The organism is Pseudomonas sp. NMS19W (assembly GCF_051554255.1).
Classification (GTDB): Bacteria; Pseudomonadota; Gammaproteobacteria; order Pseudomonadales; family Pseudomonadaceae; genus Aquipseudomonas; species Aquipseudomonas kribbensis.
Genome location: NZ_CP136718.1, coordinates 4,762,177 through 4,786,165 on the forward strand (window position 1 = coordinate 4,762,177; position 23,989 = coordinate 4,786,165).

At 57.9% G+C, this 23,989-nt stretch carries 21 protein-coding genes and 5 pseudogenes; 25 read left to right on the forward strand and 1 reads right to left on the reverse strand.

Annotated features, from left to right (window positions below):
* The first annotated feature begins 123 nt into the window (after positions 1–123).
* From R1A29_RS21770 to R1A29_RS21810, 9 genes and pseudogenes are all read left to right on the forward strand, one after another.
* Entirely contained in the window at positions 124–849 is a 726-nt protein-coding gene (locus R1A29_RS21770) for a PFL_4669 family integrating conjugative element protein (protein ID WP_438299531.1), read from the forward strand.
* Positions 846–1,392 (forward strand): annotated as a pseudogene (locus tag R1A29_RS21775) (DUF3158 family protein). Before R1A29_RS21770 ends, R1A29_RS21775 begins: the two are co-directional and overlap by 4 nt.
* A gap of 14 nt (positions 1,393–1,406) precedes the next feature.
* Positions 1,407–1,916 (forward strand): single-stranded DNA-binding protein, encoded by a 510-nt coding sequence (locus R1A29_RS21780; protein ID WP_438299532.1) that lies wholly within the window; start codon positions 1,407–1,409, stop codon positions 1,914–1,916.
* Positions 1,917–2,115: 199 nt separating this feature from the next.
* A complete protein-coding gene (locus R1A29_RS21785; RefSeq protein WP_438299533.1) occupies positions 2,116–2,502 on the forward strand; it encodes a hypothetical protein in 387 nt (128 codons plus the stop codon).
* A 421-nt stretch (positions 2,503–2,923) separates the two neighbouring features.
* Entirely contained in the window at positions 2,924–3,121 is a 198-nt protein-coding gene (locus R1A29_RS21790) for a CrpP family ICE-associated protein (RefSeq protein WP_023660706.1), read from the forward strand.
* A 128-nt stretch (positions 3,122–3,249) separates the two neighbouring features.
* Positions 3,250–4,481: pseudogene (locus R1A29_RS21795) on the forward strand (type IA DNA topoisomerase).
* Between the two features lie 5 nt (positions 4,482–4,486).
* On the forward strand, positions 4,487–4,945 hold the full coding sequence (locus R1A29_RS21800) for a DNA topoisomerase (protein ID WP_438299534.1): 459 nt from the start codon (positions 4,487–4,489) through the stop codon (positions 4,943–4,945).
* Between the two features lie 340 nt (positions 4,946–5,285).
* Entirely contained in the window at positions 5,286–5,588 is a 303-nt protein-coding gene (locus R1A29_RS21805) for a hypothetical protein (RefSeq protein WP_438299535.1), read from the forward strand.
* Complete coding sequence (locus R1A29_RS21810; protein WP_438299536.1) at positions 5,585–7,552, forward strand: DEAD/DEAH box helicase; 1,968 nt, start codon at positions 5,585–5,587, stop codon at positions 7,550–7,552. Before R1A29_RS21805 ends, R1A29_RS21810 begins: the two co-directional genes overlap by 4 nt.
* Here R1A29_RS21810 and R1A29_RS21815 read toward each other — a convergent pair.
* Positions 7,457–8,215: a DUF6710 family protein gene (locus R1A29_RS21815; protein ID WP_438299537.1), complete on the reverse strand. Its 759-nt coding sequence runs from the start codon at positions 8,213–8,215 to the stop codon at positions 7,457–7,459. The two genes, R1A29_RS21810 and R1A29_RS21815, sit on opposite strands and share 96 nt — an antisense overlap.
* 177 nt (positions 8,216–8,392) lie before the next feature.
* Between R1A29_RS21815 and R1A29_RS21820 the strand changes: the two are divergent.
* The 16 genes and pseudogenes from R1A29_RS21820 to R1A29_RS21895 form a co-directional block, all read left to right on the forward strand.
* A pseudogene (locus tag R1A29_RS21820) lies at positions 8,393–9,527 on the forward strand (TcpQ domain-containing protein).
* Positions 9,524–11,239, forward strand: a complete 1,716-nt coding sequence (locus tag R1A29_RS21825) for a PilN family type IVB pilus formation outer membrane protein (RefSeq protein WP_438299538.1) — start codon at positions 9,524–9,526, stop codon at positions 11,237–11,239. The pseudogene R1A29_RS21820 and the gene R1A29_RS21825 overlap by 4 nt, the downstream one beginning before the upstream one ends.
* Positions 11,240–11,251: 12 nt before the next feature.
* Positions 11,252–12,577, forward strand: coding sequence for a type 4b pilus protein PilO2 (gene pilO2 / locus R1A29_RS21830; protein ID WP_438299539.1), 1,326 nt, complete (start codon positions 11,252–11,254; stop codon positions 12,575–12,577).
* A complete protein-coding gene (gene pilP / locus R1A29_RS21835; RefSeq protein ID WP_438299542.1) occupies positions 12,567–13,085 on the forward strand; it encodes a type IV pilus biogenesis protein PilP in 519 nt (172 codons plus the stop codon). The genes pilO2 and pilP overlap by 11 nt, the downstream gene beginning before the upstream one ends.
* Positions 13,086–13,097: 12 nt before the next feature.
* A complete protein-coding gene (locus R1A29_RS21840) occupies positions 13,098–14,636 on the forward strand; it encodes a GspE/PulE family protein (RefSeq protein WP_438299544.1) in 1,539 nt (512 codons plus the stop codon).
* Entirely contained in the window at positions 14,629–15,795 is a 1,167-nt protein-coding gene (locus R1A29_RS21845) for a type II secretion system F family protein (protein WP_438299545.1), read from the forward strand. The genes R1A29_RS21840 and R1A29_RS21845 overlap by 8 nt, the downstream gene beginning before the upstream one ends.
* Before the next feature lie 22 nt (positions 15,796–15,817).
* On the forward strand, positions 15,818–16,333 hold the full coding sequence (locus R1A29_RS21850) for a type 4 pilus major pilin (RefSeq protein ID WP_438299546.1): 516 nt from the start codon (positions 15,818–15,820) through the stop codon (positions 16,331–16,333).
* An 11-nt stretch (positions 16,334–16,344) separates the two neighbouring features.
* Complete coding sequence (locus R1A29_RS21855; RefSeq protein WP_438299547.1) at positions 16,345–17,289, forward strand: ATPase, T2SS/T4P/T4SS family; 945 nt, start codon at positions 16,345–16,347, stop codon at positions 17,287–17,289.
* Positions 17,279–18,444 (forward strand): annotated as a pseudogene (gene pilV / locus R1A29_RS21860) (shufflon system plasmid conjugative transfer pilus tip adhesin PilV). Before R1A29_RS21855 ends, pilV begins: the two are co-directional and overlap by 11 nt.
* A 322-nt stretch (positions 18,445–18,766) precedes the next feature.
* Positions 18,767–19,207, forward strand: coding sequence for an acyltransferase family protein (locus tag R1A29_RS21865; RefSeq protein WP_438302076.1), 441 nt, complete (start codon positions 18,767–18,769; stop codon positions 19,205–19,207).
* Positions 19,144–20,613 carry an acyltransferase family protein gene (locus R1A29_RS21870; protein WP_438299548.1) on the forward strand — a complete coding sequence of 490 codons (1,470 nt, stop codon included), beginning with the start codon at positions 19,144–19,146 and terminating at the stop codon, positions 20,611–20,613. Before R1A29_RS21865 ends, R1A29_RS21870 begins: the two co-directional genes overlap by 64 nt.
* Before the next feature lie 54 nt (positions 20,614–20,667).
* Complete coding sequence (gene pilM / locus R1A29_RS21875) at positions 20,668–21,108, forward strand: type IV pilus biogenesis protein PilM (RefSeq protein WP_438299549.1); 441 nt, start codon at positions 20,668–20,670, stop codon at positions 21,106–21,108.
* Positions 21,109–21,996: 888 nt separating this feature from the next.
* Positions 21,997–22,353, forward strand: a complete 357-nt coding sequence (locus R1A29_RS21880; protein ID WP_438299550.1) for a hypothetical protein — start codon at positions 21,997–21,999, stop codon at positions 22,351–22,353.
* Between the two features lie 106 nt (positions 22,354–22,459).
* Entirely contained in the window at positions 22,460–22,810 is a 351-nt protein-coding gene (locus R1A29_RS21885; protein ID WP_438299551.1) for a hypothetical protein, read from the forward strand.
* A 249-nt stretch (positions 22,811–23,059) separates the two neighbouring features.
* Positions 23,060–23,185, forward strand: a complete 126-nt coding sequence (locus tag R1A29_RS21890) for a hypothetical protein (protein ID WP_438299552.1) — start codon at positions 23,060–23,062, stop codon at positions 23,183–23,185.
* Between the two features lie 323 nt (positions 23,186–23,508).
* Positions 23,509–23,902: pseudogene (locus tag R1A29_RS21895) on the forward strand (STY4534 family ICE replication protein); the annotation flags it as partial.
* Between the last annotated feature and the right edge of the window lie 87 nt (positions 23,903–23,989).

The following is a 23,989-nucleotide window of genomic DNA, read 5'->3' on the forward strand; positions in this document are numbered from 1 at the left end:
CCAAGGCACAGTTAAACCAATGACAAATCCAGCAGCCCGGATTCTTCATTTATTACTGCGCCACTAACGGCCCGACAGCAGCATGGACATCGTTCACCCACCTTATATAAGGAAACCATGTCCATGGCTGACAACTATCAGCTCAACATCGGCTCCCTCAGGAGCCAGGTCCAGCTGACTCTCCACACCCACCATGCTGCTCGAATTTGGCTGGGCCGCCAGAAGAGCGATGAGAAGCACAGCATCCTCGGCCTGGCGGGCTTCTGCTCCAAGATCAACCAGATCGACCGGGGAGCGGCCCAGGACGACCCATACTCCGACTGGTGGATGATCAGAATCGAGGAGAAGATCCAGGAAGTAGACGATGCCCTCAAGGCCATCGACAGCCGCCTGGATGGGGTGATGGCCCAGCTTCCCAAGACCCTCGAAATCGGTGAAAACCTCTCCATCCAGCCGCTGAAGCTGCCGCTCTTCATCTCCAACCCGCTGGGTTTCAAGGGCGTCCATTTGCTGACGCAGTACGACGAAGTCGTCCGTCGCATCCTGCTGGCTCAGCACGTGGCCATGATCGGTCGCCGCGATGGCGAGATCTGGATCGATGAAGGCGCTCACCTGCTACGCAGTCTTTTTGGGCTGGCCCAGCTCCATCGTTTCTCCGGCGCCTCGCGTGACGACTTCGCCGCCAACAATGCCAGGGCTGAAAACGCACGTGAAATGTACAAACGCTACGGCGATATCCCCCAGGACATCCTGGAAGGCATCCGCCGTTCGAACTTCGCCCCGCCCATCCGCCGTGGTTCAGCAGGACCGGTCGAGGATGGGGATGAAGATTTCGAAGGCGAGGCATGACACTCATGCGATCGGACACCCGACCAAAGGAGGCACTGCAACAGAGTGCCTTCAAACCGCTGCAACAGGGTGCCTATCAGGGGCTGCAACAGAGTGCCTCACTAAAAGGCCTTTTAAAGCCCTTTAAAGGTAAGGGGGAGCTGGTCCAGTTGGCGGAGCATTGCGCATCGCTGGAGGCGGGCCTGCGCACCCTTACCCAGGAAGTGCTGGCCCAGGTTCGCCAACATCCATTCGCTCTGCTGCCCGTCAGGCTCATTGAGCAAAACACAGCAGCTGGCACAACCTTTCTTCGCTGGCAAAGCGTGCAGGAGCGGCGCATGGGTTTCGGCGTATGGGCTCAGATGGTCCACGCCCCCAGAACACCAATCCACTTGCTGCAGGACCTGTTTGCCCTGGAGCAACACCGAATCACCCTGAATATGCAGATCAGCCTCATCCACTCCATCGGCAAACAGGCCGCTGAGTGCGCGGAAAAAGATGGGGCAGGCCGAGGCCGAATATCAGGCTCGACTGCAGCAGGTCATGAACCCACCTCAACACTGAACGGGAGATACACCATGGGTACACCAGTAGTTTGGGAAGGCAACGTTGGTAACGCCGCTGAGTACAAATCATTCCCCAACGGCAACAAGGATCCGCGGCACATGCTGCGACTCAATGTGATGTTCGACAACTCGATCCCTGACGGCCAGGGTGGCTACAAAGATCGGGGCGGCTTCTGGGCCAACGTCGAATGGTGGCACCAGGATGCCGAGAGGTTTGCCGCTCTGTTCCAGAAGGGTATGCGCGTAGTGGTGGTTGGACGCGCGATCATGGATAGCTGGACGGATAAACAAACCGGCCAGGAGGTGTCTGCGCTCAAGGTCGAGGCCAGCCGGATCTCGATTCTTCCACACCGAATCGAACAGCTCACTCTCTCTGCCGGCGGAGGTCAGCGTCCGAACAATCAACCGCAGGGTCAGCCACGCGGTCAAGGAACCGGCGGACAGGCTCAAAACGTTCCTCAGCCAACCCCCGAAGACATGCGCCACTACAACGACGGTTTTGACGACGACATTCCCCTGTAACCCCCCCCCCTTAATTTGGCGCGCCACATCGCGAAGCTCTTGGTGACAAGGACGTCACTTCGAGTTTTCCCTCCCTTCGATGAAGCCTGTCCATAGCATTCTGACCACACTCTGGCAGGCATTTTTACAGGCGTCGTTCGTGAAGGCACTGGTGGCAAGGACGGACCCGCGCCACCTTTCCGCTTCGAGGTAACGCCCCATGCACCACGACTACCCAGAATATCCATCCGTCAAGGCGACGGTAGACTCCTCGCGCTACATGGATGCCCTACAAGCTCTCGTTGGCGTTCGCCAGGTCTTTTGCGATGGCGAAACCATCCTGCTGCCGGAGGCCGAAGTGGAGGCCATCGAAATGCTGCGCTCCCGGTTCAAGGCAACTCTTCAGTACGGGCAGGCCGAAGAGTATGAGTTTGCGACCAAGGCACGTGATGCAGGGGTGAAAGCTGAGCTCCTTCGACTTGGACAGGCAGTTTGCGGCATCGCGGGCCAGGACGCTGAGGTGATGGTGCATGCCGCACTGGAGGACCCAAGCGCTACGCTGCTGGCTTGGTCGGCCCTCTACCTCTCCAGCATGATTCCCCACTAGCCGTGGCATTCGGGCATTGGCGAGGGGCCGAATTTTCGGGCGCCATTCGTGAGGCTTCTGGGGGCAAGGACAGATCGTCGCGACCGACCATTCTTGACCTAGCGTCTAAGACTACGCAACTCCTGGCGACAAAGACCTGCTGTCCAGGGGCGGCGCACCTCGTGAAACTCCCGCAACCAGGACGGTAAGTCGTAGTTGAAGGGGCGCTGCAAGCAGCGCTTGCCCAGCTCAGGGGCACATTTGAAATGCCAGGGTTGGCAAATTACCATTTCTTGAAGGTATCTCCGCTCTACGGCTGCTAATTTGTATCGAAGTGAGTCACAGGGTCGCAAAAAAGCGCCCTTGTCGGGGAATTGCTGGTGGCCAAGCTCGTTTGAAGCGTGACTCGCCCGGAGTGAACAGTGCCGATGAGGAACAATCGATGCAGAACGAAGATGCCCAGGAGCGAAAAGCGGATAGGCGCCAGTTCAATAACCCCCATCCTGCGGTGGAGGCTGCTGGGGTTGAAGCCGCCGAGAAAGGGCTGCCCATATATGCCTGCCCCTACAAGCACCCTGCCATGCTTGCCTCCTGGCTGAAAGGGTACAAGCGCGCCCAGCAGCTAACCCTCAATTTTTGACCCTGCCTCAGAAGGCCTGAGCCCTACCGAATTCCCTCCTTCCAGTTGACCATTTCGCGTTGTGCCCTCCCCAGTCGGCGGCAAGAGTGCTCCTTGATTTATCTGTGCAGGGGCACCCTATGAAACTCATGATCATCGAGGCACCGGGCAAGCTGAAGAAGCTTGGGCCCATGATGAAGAAGATCCGCCCTGGCGAGCACTGGGTAGTGGTGGCATCTGGAGGCCACATCCGTGATCTCCCCCAGTCGGGTCAGGATGACACGATGATCACAACCGGCGTTTTGAAGACCCTCCGTCCGGTCTACGAGATCCTGTCCAAGAGTGCCCGCAACGTCAGCACCATTCGCAAAGCGCTCAAGGACGCCACGGAGGTGTATATAGCCACCGACCCGGACCGTGAGGGGGAAAGTATCGCCTGGCATATACAACAGGCGCTGGGGATCCGGGAATACAAGCGAGTCACATTCAATGAGATCACCCAAGCCAGAGTGCGAGAGGGCCTGGCCAACGCACGGAGAATTGATGGGCAACTCGTTGCCTCACAAGAGTGCCGGCGAGTGCTGGACCGCCTGGTGGGCTACCTGGTCACGCAGGAGCTTCGGAGAGTCCTGGGCCAACCTACCTCCGCAGGTCGAGTTCAGTCACCTGCCCTCTATCTGGTGGTGTTGCGCGAACGAGAAATCAGGAACTTCAAGGTGGTCCACCATTTCGGGGTAGAGCTGACCTTCAAGGATGAAACCACCGGTATGGACTGGACTGCCATATGGCAACCGATCCCTGACTTCGCGAGCAAAGAAAACCCCTACATTCAGGACGGCACACTCGCGGCAAGGGTTGCCGCAACGCGCGCGGTTATTGTCGAGTCATGTGAAGACGGCAAGAAGCGGCGCCCGCCCCCCCACCATTCATTTCATCCACGTTGCAGCAGGCGGCCAGCGTAGCGCTGAAATGGGACCCGGACAAAACCATGCAGGTCGCGCAGCGCCTGTACGAGCAGGGCGTGATCACCTATCACCGGACGGATAACCCCAACTTGGCCGATGAAGCCATGCCAGATATCCAGGCAGTGGCTCGCAGACAAGGCCTCGACGTTGTTGACGAGCGCCGGACGTTCAAGGCTGCGGATAGCGCCCAGGAAGGTCACCCCGCAATTGCGCCAACCGCTTGGGAGGATGAAGTTGCAGGCGAGTCTGCTGATGAGCAAGCGCTGTACAAGCTCATCCGGGTCAGGGCGCTGGCCAGCCAGCTCGCAGACGCTCTCTACAACGTGCGCATGGCCAAACTGCTGGCCAGGGGCCGGATCAGAGGCCTCTGCGCTTCGCCGCGACTGGCAGCACTGTCGCCTATCTCGGCTGGATGAAGCTTTTGCAGAAGGACGAGACGGATGAAGAGTCGACCGACATCCCCAAGAATCCGGTACCCGTGCTCGAGCCCAAGCAGATCCTCAGCGTGCTTCAGGGTGAGGTACTGAACCAGAAGACGAAGGCGCCTGCACGGTTCACCAAGGCCAGCCTGATCAAGGAGCTAGAGCGACTGGGGATCGGACGCCCCAGCACGTTTGCATCGATCATCAAGAACATCACCGGCAAAGGCCTGGTGGTTGAGGAGAAGCGCAAATTGGTCCCTGGCCCGTTGGGGGTGAGCACCATCGACCAGTTGGAGGGCCGTTTCAGCTTCGTCGAGCTGGCGTTCACCAGCACGCTGGAGAAGGACCTGGATCGAATCTCACGGGGGAGGAGCAGTATGGCTCGGTGGTCGCCAAGTTCTTTCATCATCTCCAGACTGAGCTCGCATCCCTCCGCCAGGCGCCCACAGTGGCGATGAAGGCGCGTTCGCCTGAAGCTTCATCAGGCACCCAGGGCGGCCATTCCTGCGGCAAGTGCGGGATGCCACTAACGCGCCGCCAGAAGCGCGGTGATGGGGGTTACGACTTCTGGGGATGCACCGGGTACAAGGTGAACAACTGCCGTGTGAGCTACCCCTCGGTGAGCGGCAAGCCGGATATGTCCAAGCCCAGGGGCATGTAGCCGAAATGCTTCGGGGGCGGTAATCCATTTCTCCTGTAGCCGCTCTCCTCCAGCTGCCAATCTGCTCGCTCATATGGGTGCGGGCAGGCGCACCTTGAATGATGACGTGTTGACTACTCATCCTCCCGGAGGTGCTTGTGGCTCGTTCCAAAAAAGTAATTGATCGGCTGAAGGCCGAGCAGGCGAACAATCCGAAGATCCCCCATTATGAGTCCCGGCCAGGTGAGTCTTGCTGGCCGTTACAACCTGAAGACATCAAGACCGTCGGGTACTGGAAGCAGGAACGCAGACGTGTGCCGACGGGCGCAGAACCAGCTGCGTATGTAATCAGTGGCCAGGGAGGATCACTTCACGGCTCAGTGCTCTTAACACGTTGGGTCGCGGCCTACCACCTCGACCAAACGGTGCCGATGATGCCCAAGAGCGCGGACGCCAATTGAAACGACCACGCCTCCTAAACAGCCAGCCAGTGTTGCTCGAAGCCGCCGTATTCGACGGCTACGACATGGGCATCCTCATGCCCTACATTGAGGGCGCAAACAAGGTCATGTTCGCCCGTAGCGGGTTCTTCATTCGCCGCGGCGATCACCCGCTCTGCCGTTATTGGCGCGTGCCCAAGGCCAAGTTCATCGACGAGCTGGACCTGGTGTACCACCAGCTGATCGAGCTGGCCGGAGGCAAGGTCACTGAATCATGGCAGGCATTCCGCCAGAAGATCGAGAGCGCGCTGGCAAACCCACGCCGAGACGCTTTCATCTCCGGAATGCTGCTGCGAATTGCTCCGCTAGCCGACGGCGGTGTGCTGCTGTCCGGAGATTATCATCCTGGAGTCGTTGCAGTTGCCCGTCGGATGCGGGGAGTGTTCCTGGGCAAATCCAGCTCGTGGCGAGTCAACGCCACCGCCGAGATCCTGCGCAGCAACCTGGTCCTGGAGCTCGGTCTTGTAGAGGATCAATTCGAGATCCTGGACGTTGTACAGGAGCTTTTGGGCGATGGCTCTGTGACTCCAGCAGCAGACATCCCTCGCATCAGCCTGGGCGGTGCTCCTCAGGAACCCTCGACAGCCGCCAGCGGTGAGGAGAGCTCCAACGACATCTACCTCGCTGCCGTCTCGCCGATCGAACGCACCGAGTTCTCAGATGCCACAATCGCCCAGGCCCTCGTCGGTTATTCCCTGCTCGATCACCAGCCTGCTGGCATCGCTCACCTGCTCCAGCGCACCAGCGCACTGCTGGCTGATGATATGGGCCTCGGCAAGACGCGCCAGGCCATCATCGCGGCACATATCAGTGCAGCCGGTCGCCCGATCCTGGTGGTGACCCTTTCCTCGTTGCTGATCAACTGGCAGCGCGAAATCCTGGCGGTCTACCCCGATGCGACAGTCGCTGTGCAGAAGCACGATCCGCTAGTCCAATGGATGCTGATCAACTACGAGCGCCTTGGCGACTACGTGCTGCTGGCTGAGCATTTCCACGTTCTAGTGGTCGATGAGGCGCACCAGTTGAAGGAGCCGACTGCCGAGCGTACACGCCATGGCTTCGATATCGCAGCCAAGGTGCCGAATCGCTATCTGCTGACAGGCACGCCTGTCCTCAATCGCGAGACGGAGCTGCACACCCTGCTACGTCTGTCCGGCCACCCGGTCGGCCAGTTGCCCCTCAGCGATTTCTGCGAACGCTTCGCCGGCAGCCCAGAGTTCCGGCAAAACCTCCGGGCAGAACTGGGCGACTGGATGCTTCGCCGGCGTAAAGACGTTCTGCCCGGGCTCAAGGGTAAGCACCGGCAGTTGCTACCCGTGGCGATGGGGGTGGAGGAGCGGAAGAAGTACGACAGCATTCGCCTCGAGGACAGGCCCATCTTTGCCAGGCTCGGCGCGCTTCGCCATTACCTGGAACAGGTGAAGGTCAGAGTCGCTATGGACCTGCAGGGCGAGTTGGACCCCGAAGACAAGGTCATCCTGTTCTGCGAGTTCAAACCCACCGTCGCGCGCCTCAAGGAGCTGTTCGATGCAGCCGGTATCGGGAACGTCACCCTGGTCGGCAATGACTCAATCACCAAGCGCCAGAAGGCGATCGACAAGTTCCAGGGCGATCCCGACTGCAGGGCTTTCATCTGCACCACCCAAGCCGCCGGTACCGGCAACAACCTCACGGCCGCCAACTACGTCTTTTTCCTGGGCCTGCCCTGGACACCCGGACAACAGGATCAGGCTGAGGACCGGGCGTACCGGAATGGTCAGCTCAGGACGGTGATCGTGAAGATCCCCCTGGTGGAGAACAGCATCGATCAGCAGCTCTGGCAGATGCTCTTAGCGAAGCGCCAAGTCAGCTTGGAGCTCATTGAGCCGGAAGAGCAGCAGGACGCCTTGGCCAAGGCTATGCTCGCCGCGACCATCAGCCAGTAGTTTCGCGTGGGAGGTCGACCAGCAAGCGTGCGATCTCCCAGGCCCATCCGAATTCAACGTAGACTGGTGAACCATATTTCTCGCCGGTCTTCCGACAGCCCCAGCATTCGCCATCAAATCGCACCCCCTGATGATCTCGGTAACGTCATAAACATCATCAGGTACGAGGACCCCTTCCCCACCCAGAATGCCTTGGGCAATCGAATGGTTACCGCCGTTGACCCAAGCTATGTTCAACGGCTGCATCAGGGTCACGCTGTGGTTCGGATCCTGCACGAACGCGCCAAGCTCACGCCCCTCCCCGATCATTCCGAGGCTATTGAGTATGCTGCTTTCCGACCACAAAGTCGGGATTACCATGTCACTGGCTAACCGGATACTGAAGCTCTGATCTACTGGCCGACGGCAATTCTTCAGCAGAAATGCTGCCCAAGTCCCATGGTCGGCAGAACCATCCCACAGCCCACCAAGTGAGTTCATCCAGTGCAACGACTGAGGGCCCGCATGCCGAGGTCGAAGCAGTGCGTCTCGTAAATGGATGGCCTGAACGGGCCTAAGCACAATTTTTATGAGATCTTCCAAGCCGCGCCGATTGCGTTCAGCGCTGAGACTGTTCGCCCAGCCCATCAGGTGTTCGAAAGCGGCAATTCGACTGTCGAGCATTATCACCTCCGTTGATCTTCTCCAGTTCGAGGTCAGGCCAACCTCGGCGTCTTCAACCGGTAACTTGCTTGCGTTTCATCAAGCGCGCCGGAAATTCTAGCTCCGTGTGATATTGATTTCCTGCTGCACGAGAATCTGCTGGCTGTCACCGTGCCCTTAATGACTACAGGGGGCCTCATGATCAGGCAGTTGACCACTCTCTCGCTCGCCGCACTCGTCGCTGGTTGTGCGATTCAGAAGGCTGAGCAGCAGCCGAAGCCGGCATTCGATAGCAGCCGTAATCCCGAATGGCTGTCTCCGGACATCTACCCGAACGGTGCCAGTCCGGAGAAGGAACCGGTCGTTCGGTATGGCCGCTACACCTTGGTGAGCACCCAACCCGATGCGAGCCAGCGCGACCTGATGGCACAGATCATCGATGTGACAATCCCGTCCAGCATGAACCCAAGTGTTCGGGATGCCATGCTCTACGTGGTCGACCGATCAGGTTACGCCCTCTGCCCTCCCAGCTCGCAGCACGTCAACATCCTGTACACCCGACCGTTGCCGGCAGCCCAGTACAAACTTGGCCCGATGACGCTGCGCAATACCCTCCAAGTCCTCGCTGGCCCGGCCTGGCAAGTGAAAATCGATGAAGTGAACCGTCAGGTGTGCTTCGTGCTACGCCCCGGTTACCAATTGCCAACCCCGTCGACGCCGGCAGGCCAGCTCTATGCCGACAAAGCGCAGGTTTCTGGAACCAGCTCCGCCCCACCGGCATCGACGTCAGGCGTAGTCGTCGCCGCTGTGCCCACTCCCGCCCCCATCTCCACGACAACGTCCGCTGCCGCAGTCCCAGCGGCAGTGGCCACGCTCCCCCAGTGGCACCCGCCAAGGATGGCTCTATCCCGGCTGCGATGGTAATCACCGCAGCTAAACCTTCAACACCTGCGTCCCCAGCATCGAAAGCGCCCGACCAACTTACAGCAGCCAAGCCAGCGGCCGGCGCGACCGCTACAGCGTTGGTGGCCACGACCATCGAGGTCAAGCCCGCCACCCCACCCCGGCCGCTGCCCCAAGTATGGACGGCCGAAGTTGGATCAACCCTGCGCGAAAGCGTTGAGGAATGGGCCAAAAAGCCCGGTGGCGCGTGATCTGGGCTCAGGAGGACCTCAACTATCCGATCGAGGCACCGCTGCACTTCGAGGGTTCGTTCCAGGAAGCCGTCAAGCAGTTGTTCCCGCTCTACGACAATGCCCCGCGATCCTTCGTAGTCGATGGTAGCGAAGGCTCCCAGAGCGTCTTGTACGTCGCTGAGAGGAAGAAGAAATGATCAAATTTCGTTGGGCCCGCTGGGCACTGACTCCAATTGCCCTGGCCCTGCTGAGCAGTTGTGCCGTGCAACGGGTGAATGAGTCGTTCGATCGAGCAGAGTACCAGGGCAACACCGCTAGCCAGTACAACAAGTTCCTGCAGAACCAGCAGCCACAACAGAACCGCGACACGGTCGTTTTCAGCAATAAGCCGTGGGTCTCTACGGAACCGCTGGTGACCAGACGCGGGCTTCCATTCACCCTGGACCGTAACATTGCCTACCGGCCTGCTGGCTCGGTGTCGATTACCGACGTGGCTCAGATGATCACCAAGGAAACTGGTCTCCAGGTCATCGTAGCGCCTGACGCCTTGAACCCCGGGATCCTCTCATCGAAGCCTGCCAGCACTGCAGCACGAGGCGCCGCTCAGGCTGGACCCGATGCAGATAGCCTGGCTGGTCTCATGCCAACCGGCATCGCAGGAGCAATGCCGGGTAGCGCCAGTTCGTTCGACCTCGGATTCAGCGGTGGTGGGCAAATCTCTGGCCTCAACTATAACGGCAACGTTTCGGGGTTGCTGAACCAGGCCACATCCCGCCTGGGGCTTTCTTGGCACTTCGACCCTGAACTCCAGGGCGTACGCATCACGTACTTCGATACCCGAACCTTCGACGTATGGACGTTCGGTGATGAGCTGGAGATCGAAAGCACCGTCAAATCTGGCCTGCTGACCTCCACGGGCAATGGCGATTCTGGATCCTCGACCTCTTCGGGGGGAGCCTCGGGCGAGTCCGGCAGCAACCAGAGCACCAAGTCCACCTACAAGACCTCGCTGATGAGCGATATCGAGAGCAACGTCAAAGCCATGCTCAGCCTGCAACCCCCAGGGCGGCTGTACCTCTCTCGCTCCACCGGCACTCTCACCGTTAGCGATCGGCCGGAGGTGCTGAATCGCATCTCGGCCTACCTGAAGGAGACCAACCGCAGCATCACTCGACAAGTGCTGTTCAACGTCAAGGTCTACGAGGTGAACTTCAGCGACAGCGACCAGACGGCGGTCAACTGGAGCGCCGTCTACAAGTCCATCTCCGGAAAATGGGGCTTCGGCCTGAGCAACACCGTCGCCGGCATCAGCTCCGAGGCGATCTCGGCCAGCGGCAGCATTCTCGATACATCCAGCTCACCGTGGGCCGGCTCCAAGGCCGTCGTTCAAGCACTGTCAGAACAAGGGCGGGTCTCCGAAGTGCGTTCGCCATCGGTGACCACGCTGAACCTGCAGCCTGCACCGATCCAGATCGGCAACGTCCAAAGCTATGTCGCCTCCAGTTCGACCACCACCACTGCATCGGTCGGCTCCAGCACCGCGCTGACTCCGGCGACCATCACCAGTGGCTTCAACATGATGTTGCTGCCCAAGCTCCTGGACAAAGAAAACATGCTGCTGATGATCACTCTCAGCATCAGCAGCAAGCCGATCTTCAAGGATTTCGAGAGCAACGAATCCAAGGTCCAGACCACGGATTACGACACCAAGAACGTCGCGCCAAAGGTCCGCCTGCGCAGCGGCGAGACCTTGATTCTCACCGGGTTCGACGAGAACGGGGACGACGCGCGTAAATCCGGCGTTGGCAGCCCCAGCTTTTTTGGCCTGGGCGGAGGGCGAACCCGCTCGACGACCCACAGCGCCCTGGTGGTGCTGGTGACGCCAATTGTCCTCCCGGACAATTTGTAAGTGGCGGCGCTCATGAACAGCGACACTCCCAAACCGTCGAGCCGGGTGCAGACCATCCAGCATCGAGGGCGCGTCTTCGTTACTGGCATGCTTTGGACGCCCCTGGGCAACATGACCAGCTACATGAAGGAAGCCCGTCAGTATGGCCATGAGCACGGCCTGGACATCGTGGCTATTCGAAGAACGCCGCTGATGATCCAGGCGGGCTTTGTCTCTCGCTCCTCTGACGTTCACAAAGGCATGTACTCGTTGGCTGCGACCTTGGCTGGCCAGCTGGGTGATTCGTGGATTGCTGCCTGGGCCGTCGACGCCGATCAAGATCGCTATGCCATCGTGGCTGTCCATGAGGGCAGGATCATCCCGGGTTGCGACTTGATTGCCACGGCATCAGAGGTCCGCAAACGGGTGTTGCAGCAACGTAGCCGCGGCATCCAGTTCGAGCGAGAGTTCCTGCCGACCGAGTTTGCCATGGGTGGCGAGCTCATCGACATCGACGAGCTGCTCCAACCATCTCGGCTCAAGCGTGAGTATCGGCTACGTCCTCTCGTGTTTGGTATGTCCAAGCCTGAATTGGCCCAGCTGCTCCTAGTGGTCATCTTGATCGGTGGCGGCCTGCTGGCCTGGTCACAATGGAAATCTCACCAAGCAGAGATCGCGCGCCAGGCTGCCATCGAGGCGGAGAAAAAGCGCCTCGAGGAGCTGGCCGAACTGCAGCGCCAAACAGGTACAGAGCAACCTCTCCAAGCGCTGGAACATCCCTGGGCGAAACAACCCTCCGTCACCGACTTCGTAGCGGCCTGCAGCCATGTGATGTACCAGTTGCCTCTGAATATTCAGGGCTGGCCCATCAACAAAGCCGAGTGCAACGGTTCTCAAATCATCGCGACCTACGACCGGGCTGGTAACAGCACTGCTCAAGATTTCACGACGGCCGTCAGAGAGCTTTTCTCCATACACCCGGAATTCACCGACCAGGCAAAGTCCGGGATCCTGAGGTTCGATATTGCCATTGACGCTGCGGGAGACGACGCATTGGTCGAGGCCAAGGACGCTCTCGATAATTTGACCAGCTGGTTCCACAGTTTCTCTCAGGAGCCAGAGTTGAAATCCATGCCGGTGGTTATCCCTCAGGAGCCAGCTCTGCCGGGCCAGCCAGCACCGCCGCCGCCCCCACCACCTCAGTGGAAGCAGTACAAGCTTTCCTACACAACCGGCGTTCTGCCTTACGACTCCTTCAATGGCGCGCCGACCCAGGGACTGCGCCTTCAGGAGATCAAGACCGAGTACAAGGCTGACCACCTGATCTGGTCGGTCACAGGAGTCCTGTATGCGAAATAATCTCAGCCTTTTCTTCCTGGCCTGCTGGCTGCCGATCACCAATGCCCTTGCTGCCGTCCCGGACCTCTCGGGCATCAACGTCGGCGAGCTCGGCAAGGTGCAGAGCGAAACCATTCTGTTTAAGGCTAAGGCCGAGCGCAGCAAGGCCGAACTTGAAGCAAACGGCACACTCCCTAGCTCCCCTCAGCCGGTGGCGCAGTTTCCTGCTCCTGGGTTCACTCCCACCATGACCCCTACCTCTCCTGCACCGCGCCAGTCGTTCTTGCCGGTAGTGAAAGAAATCAGCGGCTCAGGACAGAAACTGCGAGCAAGCCTGATCTACAGCGACGGCAGCGAGGTCGATGCCAAGCCGGGAAGCGAGGTACCCAACGGTTTCCGAGTCCAACAGATCACGCTCGATGGGGTGGTACTGAGCAAAGAGGGGAAGCGGTTCCCGTTGGGGTTCGGAAACCGGGTGGTATCTCAACCACAACAGAGCCTGCCTGGCCTCATGCCCGGCCAACCCTGAGGAGCACTGACCATGACCGAGCTATCCGCAGAGCCCGTCGACCTTGAGCCTGTCGACCTGGCATTGGCACCGTTGCCAGTGGCGGTGCTGACTGCACCAGGCGGCCCTCATCCAATAAAAGACGACCTGCGACAGGTCCTTGCGCTGACCGCCGATGGGAAGTTGTACATCTCCCCCCAGCATGTCCGCGACCCCTACGTCATGTCCTTCATGGACCAGCTGGACCACAAGGGAATCAACTTCGAGGTCACCTCCGCGTCGATGACGGAGATCAAAGCTCTGTATCAGGCCTCGGTGTCGACGGGCATGAAGGCTCTTGTCGAGACTCAGCGTCAAGCCCAGGTGGTGGAATTGATGGGAGACGCTCATCGCCGCGGCGCCAGTGATGTTCACATCGTCGTTTCGCACGATGTCACTCAGATCAAATATCGGCTGTACGGGATCCTTCAAGAGGTACGTCAGGAAAAGAGCGACGTAGGTCGTGAATTCTGCGCTGCTCTGTACAACAGCATGTGCGATGTCTCCGGCGATTACTATCAGCCTCATATCGCTCAGGATGCCCGCGTCAGCCGCAAATTCGTCGACCAGCTCGGGCTGTACGGAGCACGGGTTGCAACTCGGCCGCTGGTGGATGGCCCGTTGATGGTGATGCGCTTGCTGTACGACGACACGTCCAAGCAGAGCTTTGAGGAGCTCGGCTTTCTGCCTGAGCAGACTGAGCACTTCAGGAGGCTGCGACGTCTTCCCTTTGGGCTGAACCTGATCACTGGACCAACAGGCTCCGGCAAATCCAAGACCCTGCAGGTCAACCTCAACGCGCTGTACGATGAGACCGGTGGCTCCCGACACATTCTTACGCTCGAGCATCCTCCTGAGTATCCGCTCAAGGCTAACCAATCACCGATCTACGCCGGCGAGACGTGGGGTGACGGGATCACCAATGCTGTACGTCTTGACCCGGATGTCCTCATGTACGGTGAGCTGCGCGATCTGGCGTCGGCCCAGGCAGCATATACCGGCGCCATGACGGGCCACCAAGGCTGGACGACACTGCATACCAACAACGTGATCGCCACCATCCAGCGCTTGATTGATATGGGCGTGGCTCATTACCTGGTCACCGATCCACTATTGACCACTGGGATCGCGAACCAGTCCCTGGTGCCAGTTCTTTGTCCCGCCTGTCGCATCCCGCTGCGGGACCATATAGACGGCATCAGCAGCGATCTCTTCGCCCGTCTGAAGCAACTGCAGATCGTCGACCAAGTCAACCTCGTCGGTGAAGGCTGCAGCAAGTGCAGGCACCTCGGGGTCGTCGATCGCACCGTTATCGCCGAAACCTTACTGACCAACGTCAAGCTCATGGATACGTTCACCAAGCGCGGCGCAAGCGCTGCGCGCAGGTACTGGATCAACGAGATGGGCGGCATCACCAAGATCGCCCACGGAATCATGAAAGTCACCAGCGGGGTAGTGGACCCACGCGATGCTGAGCTCTTCGCAGGGCCGCTCGACTTCGACAGGCAGTTGATGGAGCAGTCTGATGATTGAGTTGCTTCGGGACTTCTGGACAGGCGTACGGGAGGCCGCCCAAGGATGGGTGGTCACTTTCTACGCCAAGCAGTTTGGGAAGAACGAACGAATCCAGTTCTACGAGAGCCTGATGGGCGTGCTCGAGGACGGGATTGCGATCGAAGAAGCGCTGGAGACCGTTGCGAAGGCATTTAGCAGCGATGGAAAAACGATGCACCCTGTATCGGTCATCTGCGGTCAAGTGGCGATGCTCGTGCGCGGTGGTAAATCTCTCGCGGATGCCTGCAGGAGCCACTTGCCGTATGACGAGGCTTCCCTGGTCGAGACCGGTGAGAAGACCGGCAATCTGGTCGGAGCTTTCCGGGATTGTGTCCGGCTCATCGAGGCCCGCCAACGAATAGCTCGCTTGGTCATATCCGTCGTAGCGCTCCCTTCGATCACCTGGAGCCTCATGGGGGCACTGCTGTATGTCATCGCCACCTGGATGGTGCCATCGATGGCTCAGCGCCAAAACCCTGAGCTGTGGACTGGCATACCCAGTCTGCTGTACGCCCTTTCCAACCTGGTCACGCACTACGGCCTGGTGATTGTTGGGGTTTTGCTGACCTTGATCGTCGTCTCGTTCGTGACGCTTCCGTATTTTTGCGGCTTACAGGTTCGACCCAACAGCCCGTTTTGGAAAACACAGCTCAGCCTGGTACTGAAGACTACCCGGATGCGTCTCGAGAGCATTCCACCCTGGTCAATCTACAAGGTGCTGCATGGCTCGATTTTTCTGCTGAACATGTCGGTAATGCTCCGCGCCGGCGTCGGCCAGCTGAGCGCACTCACGATCCTCAGCCGCAGCGCCTCCCCCTGGCTGCGAGAAAGGATCGACGCGATCAATTACGGCGTCAGCTCGGGTAAAGATTTCGGCACTGCGCTCAAGTTGGCCGGGCATCAATTTCCTGACCAGATGGCCATCCACTTCCTGCAGGTCCTGGCCACTCGACAGAGCTTTGCCACGTCGATGGAGCGGTTTGCCAATCGCTGGCTCGAGCAAATGCTCAAGCGCGTGGAAACGATCTCAAAGTCCCTTACAGCCATATCCGCAGTAATCATGGGCCTGCTCATGATTTTCGTGATGGTCGGCATTTTCCAGCTCGCCATCGGCCTGATGGACTCAATCCAACACTAAGCACACAGCTCAGAGGCAACCAATGACAATCTCTACTCCAAAAAACCAACGTGGCTTCCTGTCCATCGATGGCGTGATGTGGATCATGCTCATCACCATCGCTTTGGGCTTCATCGCCTGGATTGGTTACAAGATGCTCGGCAGCTCTGATGCTGCGGTGGAACAAAGCAACATCACCACCATCATCACCAACACCAAGAAACTCAAGGGGTCTTCTGGATACGGCACCTCTGGGACCAACCTGGTCCCTTCGCTGATCGCCATTGAAGGCACCGGCGCCATGGGAGTTTCGGGCACCACCCTGACGAATCAGTGGAATGGCGCCGTCACGCTTGTGAGCAATGGGATGACCTTCACTCTCTCCGAGAGCAACGTCCCCAAAGCGGCATGCATCACGCTGACCACCAAGATCGCCAAGGACAAGCAGACCACCACCGGCATCAACGGTGGCTCGGCAACCAGCGGCGAGGTCCTCCCCGCCGCCGCAACAACAAGTTGTTCCAACGACATGAACTCGATCTCCTGGACCACCTACTAAAGGCCGACAGAGTGAGCTTGATTGCAGATGCTGATTTCGTGGACCTCTACCTCGGCCACGACTTTGCCGATGTGAAGGGGCTGGCCGGCCAGCCCCGCCAGGCCGCCGTCCCTACGGGCTGGTTGACCGAAATTCAGGAGCTACGAGCGCAGTGTCTGCATCAGTACGAGACGACACGTGAACCTGAGTTCGCTCTCGTGCTGGAGGAGCGTGTGCTCTTGCGGGTGACGTACATACTCGACGTCTTTGCGAAGCCTTTTTTTGTACTAAACCGCTCTCGGGCAACCATCCTTTCGCTCGACGATCTTGGGCTACCGGACCATATCCACGATTGCCTCATGAATGAACACACTAGAGGGCTGGTGTACGTCGTCGGAGCGATGGATGCAGGAAAAACCAGCACTGCCGCCTCGGCAGTCAAGGCCCGCCTAACCTCTCTAGGGGGACTCGGACTTACGGTTGAAGACCCGCCAGAAACCTTACTGCAGGGGGAGCACGGGCCGGGACGCTGCGTCCAGCTACCAGTTTCCCGGGCCCAGGGAGGTTACTCAGAAACGCTGATACGAGCACTGCGTACCAGAGCCGATCTCATCCTCGTCGGCGAAGTTCGAGATACACCCACAGCAGTGGAGGTGATTAAAGCCTCAATCAACGGGCATCTGATATTTTCGACGGGGCACGGCCTCGACGTCCCCAACGGAATTAAGCGTCTGGCAGTCCTGGCACAACCCGTTATGCCGAACGCCCTCGAGGTTCTGTCGCAGGGCCTTACGGCAGTGATCCACCAGGCACTCCACCGTCCTGACCACGGTCAGCCACGACTCACTCTCCAATGCCTGTCTCTGTCCCAAGATGACGCCCCTTCCATCCGGGAGAAGATCCGCAACGGGCACCTCCAGATGATCGAACAAGACATCGTCACACAATCGAACAGGAGTCTCTGGCATGGCCAGTAAACGCCGACAAGCTGGCTTTTTTACCATCGATGCGCTGTTCGGCCTGATCGTGCTGAGCATCATGCTCTCTCTCGCAGGCTGGTGGATGTTCAGCTTGGGGAATCAACAGGACTACAGAATCGCCGCCGAACAGCAGCGGACCGTGGCAGATGCCTTTGCCAAGTACCTGAAAGACAACTATGCCGTGGTGCTCTCCAACGCCGGCCCGACAACGCCCGTCCAGGTTACCGTGGACATGATGCAGAACACCAAATATCTGCCGGCGGGCTTCAGCTCAACCAATAGCTTCGGCCAGACCATCGTGGGTCTGGCCAGGCGCCTGAATGCCAACCAACTGGAGGCCATTGTGGTGACAACCGGTGGCCAGGCGATCCCTGAGTTGGGCATTCGTACGATCGCGGAGCATCTGGGCGGGCCGGGCGGCTTCATTTCGGCGCTAAAACCAGGGGTAATCCAGGGAGTCCGTGGCGGCTGGGAGCTCGCCTTGAGCAACTACGGTATCAGTCCAGGGCAGGGTCATACCGCGAGTGCTCTGTTCCTCATGGATGGCGACCTTGCCAACGACTACCTCTATCGCAACGCTGTTCCAGGACACCCAGAGTACAACCGGATGAACACGGCGATCGATATGGGTGGCAACGACATCAACAATGCCCGCGTTGTCACAGCGACCAACGACGTCATCAGTAAGGACGGCTGGTTCAGAAGCCAGAACGACACCGGCTGGGTGAACGATAAGTGGGGGGCGGCATCTATCAGTCCGACGCTGACTGGGTCAGGGTCCTTAACAACAAGGGCCTGTATACGGGCGGGAAGATCCGCGGCGGCACGCTCCAGGCGGATGGACGTGTGACAGTCGGGGAATACCTGGACATCGACAGCACCGCAGTCGAAGGACAGGCCTGCCCGAAGATCGGTCTCCAGTCCAAAAACAACCTGGGCGTCCCCCTGACCTGCCAATCGGGTGTGTGGCGCTCAGTCGGCGGTGATGTAGATGGTGTAGGTACCGGTTTCATGACTGGAATAGCCGGTCAATACAAGAACAGATTGACAGGTGGATACAGCTGCCCGGCGGGACTGGTTCCAAACCTGATAGGAGGCGTCCAGATAGGCGGCTGTAATCCATGCCTATCTTACTCATGCAGCAAGCCCTAACAGGTTTACCAATCTGTTAGTCGACGGGCTTTAAATTGTGGCGATAGCACTGGCAAGGGTTATCGCTCGCGTCCTGGAAGTACGTGGTAATCTTCGCACCCCCTCTAAAATGATGGCTATATGCCTGTGCAGCATCGATTGCAATTACAGGCCTCAGCAGTGAACAGGGATTTCAAGATGCACTCGGCTAAGTCCTCACGGCCCGTGGGACCGGCTTCACAGGAACTGGGTTGTCATTGCCCATGGGATCGAATAGGAATTCAAAAAAATGCAGTTTCATAAGAACATCAATGCGTTGCGGGCCGTGGCTGTACTGGCCGTCATGCTCTATCACTTCAAGGTGAGCGGCTTTACCGGCGGCTTCACGGGTGTTGACGTATTCTTCGTCATCTCCGGCTTCCTAATGACGGGCATCATTTTCAATGGTTTGCGAAATGGGGAGTTTTCCCTCCTTTCGTTCTACGCATCTCGGGCCAGGCGGATCATCCCCGCCCTCGCAGTTGTGTGTATCGTGCTTACTCTATTCGGCTTCGCATATTTGTCCCTGGACGACTACCGCGATTTGCTTAGAACGGTGAAGGATAGCCTGCTCTTCTCATCTAACATCACGTTTGCTAAAGGGGGAGCTACTTCGACGCACCTCTGCAAGAGAACTGGCTGCTGCATACATGGTCGTTATCGGTGGAGTGGCAGTTCTACATGCTGTACCCGATCATCGTGCTCGGGCTGTTCAAGCTTTTTGGTGACCGCAGCACTCGGGTAGTGCTGGTCCTCATTGGCGTCGGCTCGTTGCTGGTCTCAGCTCTGGTCACCTCGACTCATCCGGTGTTCGCTTTCTACATGTTGCCGACCCGGGCCTGGGAAATGATCGCTGGAGGCATGGTATTCCTCTTTCCCCTGGCTTTGTCTCGCGCTAACCGCATCGCGTTCGAGATGTCGGGGCTAACACTTATTGTAGGCAGCATCTACGCATTTTCTGAAGTCGATTACTGGCCCGGCTACTTGGCAGTGGTACCCGTTATTGGCACAGCGCTGGTGATATACGCCAACACCAATTCAGTATTCTCCCGAAATGCCGTCCTCCAGTTCACTGGCAGCATTTCGTACTCTGTCTACCTCTGGCACTGGCCAATCGTGGTCTTCCTGTACACCTGTGGGCTGCTCGATAGCGCTGGCCCTGTTGCTTGCGGAATACTGTTGTCTATAGCCTTGGGATCGTTGTCGTATCAGTTAGTGGAACGCAGGACAGCCAAGATTCGCACGGCAGGGTCTGCCCTCTTCAAATACTGTGGTACTGCTGTGCTGTTCGTGGGAATCGCCGCGATTTTAGCATCGGTCGTAAAAGACCATCCTGGGGTTCGTTTTGCCTTCTCTGATCAGGCGCAGCCCCAATACACCAGCAAACTCTACATCCAAGATTGTTCGCCCAACGCCTTTGGAGCAGCGGACTGCAAGCTAGGATCTGGGAAAGTATCGGTGATCCTATTTGGCGACAGCCACGCACAATCCACTGCTGCTGCACTGCAGATGGACAACAAAGAGGCCGCTTTGGGTTGGGCCCGGGGCGGGTGCCCGACACTGCTAAATTTCGAGATGCAGGATAAGGACTTGGAGAGCAAATGCCGCGGGTTCAACAACACAAAACTTGCAGAACTGGCTAATTCGCTCCAAGGCGTTCCTGTGGTCCTATTCAGCCGGGCGGGCCTTTACTCAGATCATCGTCGCGAAAACGGGTTCAGCGTCTATTTCAACGGCGACAAGAAGCAGGATGCTCATGCGTTTGGCAAGTCGTACACCACCGAGTACACGAAAACAGTCTGCGCGATAGCAGAAAAGCACCCGGTGTACATCGTGAAGCCGATCCCCGAAATGCCTTTTAGCGTCTATAAGGGCTTAAACTTGCAGTCGCGCATCTTGGGAACAAAGTCAGATATTTCCATCCCCCTATCTAGCTACATCGAGCGCAACAAACTCGCCAATGCGGCAATCGAAGCAGCAGCTCTTGCCTGCCAGGCGAAGATCATCGACCCGGTCCCATACCTTTGCCCGAACGGGAAATGCATGGGGTCAAAAAACGGTATTCCACTTTATTTTGATGACAATCATCTGGTTGACTCGGGAAATGAGCAGCTACGCGGGTTGTTTGACGAGCTCTTCAAGGAAATCTGAAAAGGCCGAGGCAGCTCGAAAACTGCCACAACGCTCATCGCCCAGGGCACCTTTATGTACATCTACTGGACCGCAATCACCCTTCTCATCGTTGCAGGAGGCATCTTTTCTCAGGTGCAGCATGATGACGAGGCCATGGCTGAGCAAGCAACTCTAGATGCAATAAGTCGAAGTATGTTGATCTACCGCTCGGCCGCAGCAGAATATGCCCGGGCCAATCCTGGATTCACTGGAGCGCCGGCGGACACATCGCTGAACCTTCCGAGCTGGTACATAAAGCAGAGCGGGATCGCCACGTACGTCGTCGGTGGTATTTCCTACACCTACATCGCCGGAACGGTTCCTGCCGGGCTTCCTTCCGCACTAACTGAACGGACGGAGTCAACAAACGTTGGCGTGAAGAGGTCTGGACAGCTGTTCTCACCTAAGGGTGGAAACATGGCGATCGCTGTTCCAGCGCCAGTCCCCGAGGGAGCAGTCGTTGCGGTCTATTGACCGTGGACGCCTTGGCAAAATGCCTACGAGCCTTGCATCTCGGCCATGGTACAACCCATAATGACATCAGTTCTGGTTCAACCCCGCTGGCTACTGACGGTCATCAGTAGCGCCCAGGTGTTGGGGTTCGCCTCAACACCAAACCGTAAGCACGCTATAGCTCCGGGAAGGGCGTGCGGATCTGGTTGATAGCTCTCCCTGTGTCTCCCTGCTCTCTCTAGTCGCGCAGCCGTCTAACTCGTGATGATCGAGTTCAAAGGCACATAGAGTTTCAAGAGGTTCGGTGCTTCTTTGATCCAAGGGTCACATTGGTAATGTGACCCCTCCTCTTCCCTCCCTTTGGGTAGCCTGATTGACTTGTCTTAGGTCCATCAGGCTACCCAATGGGTACCCTCCCCCTGCCGGTGGCCCGCCGGCGATAAGCCGGGCTCCTTTTGTGCGCGGATGCGTGCCTCACGTTTGCTGGCCAAAGCCACGAGAATGGCCAGGTGATGAGAATCGAGACGATCAATGCCCAGGGATCGACGATTCCGACACAGGTGGCTCCTTCAACTTTTTTCAATTCACGGCTGGATCACCTTTCGAGATCTGATCCAGCCGGCCTTCTCCCTCCCCTCTCGCCCTTTCCATCCCCTCCCGCTTGACACAACTCCTCCCCACTCCGATTATTAAGCCGTGATCTGCTGACGTCGTCAGCAACATGCCCCATGCAGCTCGGATCCGCAATGCTGCAGCACGTCAATCGTGTGATCCTCCCCAAGGTCGTTCAGCTTCTGGTGGCACGACCGATCGACAACCGTCGATAGAAGCTCCTTCCGCAAACCCAGTGGGGAATCACTTCCCTGCAAGGCAAGTGTTTCTCTGCAATTCTCTAAGCAGGAAACACTCATGACCCAACTTTCTGAACTTGATCTAGACGAAGACGCGCCTGTTTACCAAGGCACAGCTTCACCGGAATCTATTGAAGACACCGTCGGCAAGCTATACGGCGAGGCGGTTCAACGCTACCCAACTTATGAGGCAGTAGTTCGCTCGCACTTTTGCAAAAAAATGCGAGAAACCTTCGGCAACGATGAAAACCCCAATGCTGAGGTCCAGTATGCGTTCGCTTTTGCCAGGTATGCATACGACTATGTATCTGAGGCTGAGCTGCTCGCGATTGAAACCGTAGACCGTAACAACGGCATCTGCTCCCACGGTCTGACTTTGCTGACCTGTCCTTGTGGCTGCTTTGAGGTCGACTGAAAGCGCATCTCAATTACCCAGTGTTCCACACGTTGTAAACCCATCGGGGAAACTACTCCCCCTGGGGTCAGTGTTTCTCCGCATTTCAAACCGCAGGAGAACCACCATGACCGCAGCATCCGTACCATCGACCAGCTTCCGTTTTGGCTACGCGCTCGGCACCTTTGCCCGAGATTTCATACGCTCCATGAAACGGACAACACCAGTTGCTCCAACCCAGGCCCAGCCTGTTGTTCATCTCGCGAGCATAACTCCCACCCGAAACGACTGGGAGGAGCTCTGCCGCATCCCTACCCTTGCTCGCCGCGGCGTTGATCTGAACCAATGGTTCGATGCCAATACCAAAGCGGTACCACCAGCCAAGCGCCGCCCCCGTCAGCGCAAACCGAAAAACACTGAGGCTTCTGAGCTCGTTATGGGTCCGCTGGACAATCTCATAGCTCCAGTTGCGATCTAACTCTTTCCCACCTCAACCTGTGCCAGGCCCCCCACCTGGCAAGGTGAGGGCCTGGCTATCAAAGGAACGCCATGGCATCAAAAAAACGCGCGGCTGTAGCAGACGACCTTCGCAAAATCGGGACGACTGCCGTCGCTGCCGCTCTCGTAGGTATCTTCCTCAGCACTAGTCGTCTCCTGACTGCTTTCGCCCTCGTGGTAGGTGTTGTAATCTGGATCACCGGCATCTACCTCACCCCGGAGGAATGACATGAGCCAAACCACATTCGGCATCCTCATGCTCACCACCCTGCTCTTCATCTGCGTCGGCATGGCGGTTTGGGCTGATTGGCCTAACATCAAACGCCGGTGCCAGAAGATTCTTCGAACCCATTGATCGTTGTTTTACCCTTCACAACCCTCCATCCGGAGGGTTTTTTCTTTCAGGGCTTGACAAGACGCTTCTCCGTTTCCATCCTTGGCCCCGTGAGCTGCTGACGTTGTCAGTAACCCAAGCCCGAGCAGTTATGATCTGAAAGACTGCTGCACCCATCGCGGTGTTGATCTCCCCAAAATCGCAAAGCTTCCGGAAGCGCGATTGATCAGTCTCATGATTGATGGAAGCCTACCCAACTTGCTACATCCCAACCCACGCGGGGAATACTTTCCCCCATGGGCGAAGTGTTTCTCCGCTTTCGCTATTGAAACTGGAGAATCACCATGAGCAACCAATCCAACGAAACCAAATTTTTCGACCTGCACACCACTGGCATCGGCTACCTCAACCGTATCCGTGAAGTCAGTCCTCGCAAGGGCAAACCCTTCACCTGTGTCACCGTTGCAGCATTGCACGGTGCAACTGATAAAGCCGAGTACTCCTACATCGACTGCAACGTTGTCGGTGCCGAGGCCGAATTGCTGGTTAAGCGTTGCCAGCAAGCTGTTGAAGCCAACAAGAAGGTGCTCGTCTCTTTCCGTATCGGCGACATCTGGGCTGATGCTTTCACCTATGACAAAGGCGAGAAGAAAGGTCAGGCCGGCGCAAGCCTCAAAGGCCGTCTGCTCTTCATCGGTTGGATCAAAGTTGACGGCAAGCTGGTGTACGAAGCGAAGCCGAAAAACGCAACCCCACCAGCTGACAATCAGGGAAAACCTGGTGTGGATCAACCGTTGAATCAGGAACAACCTGTTCTGGAGCAAT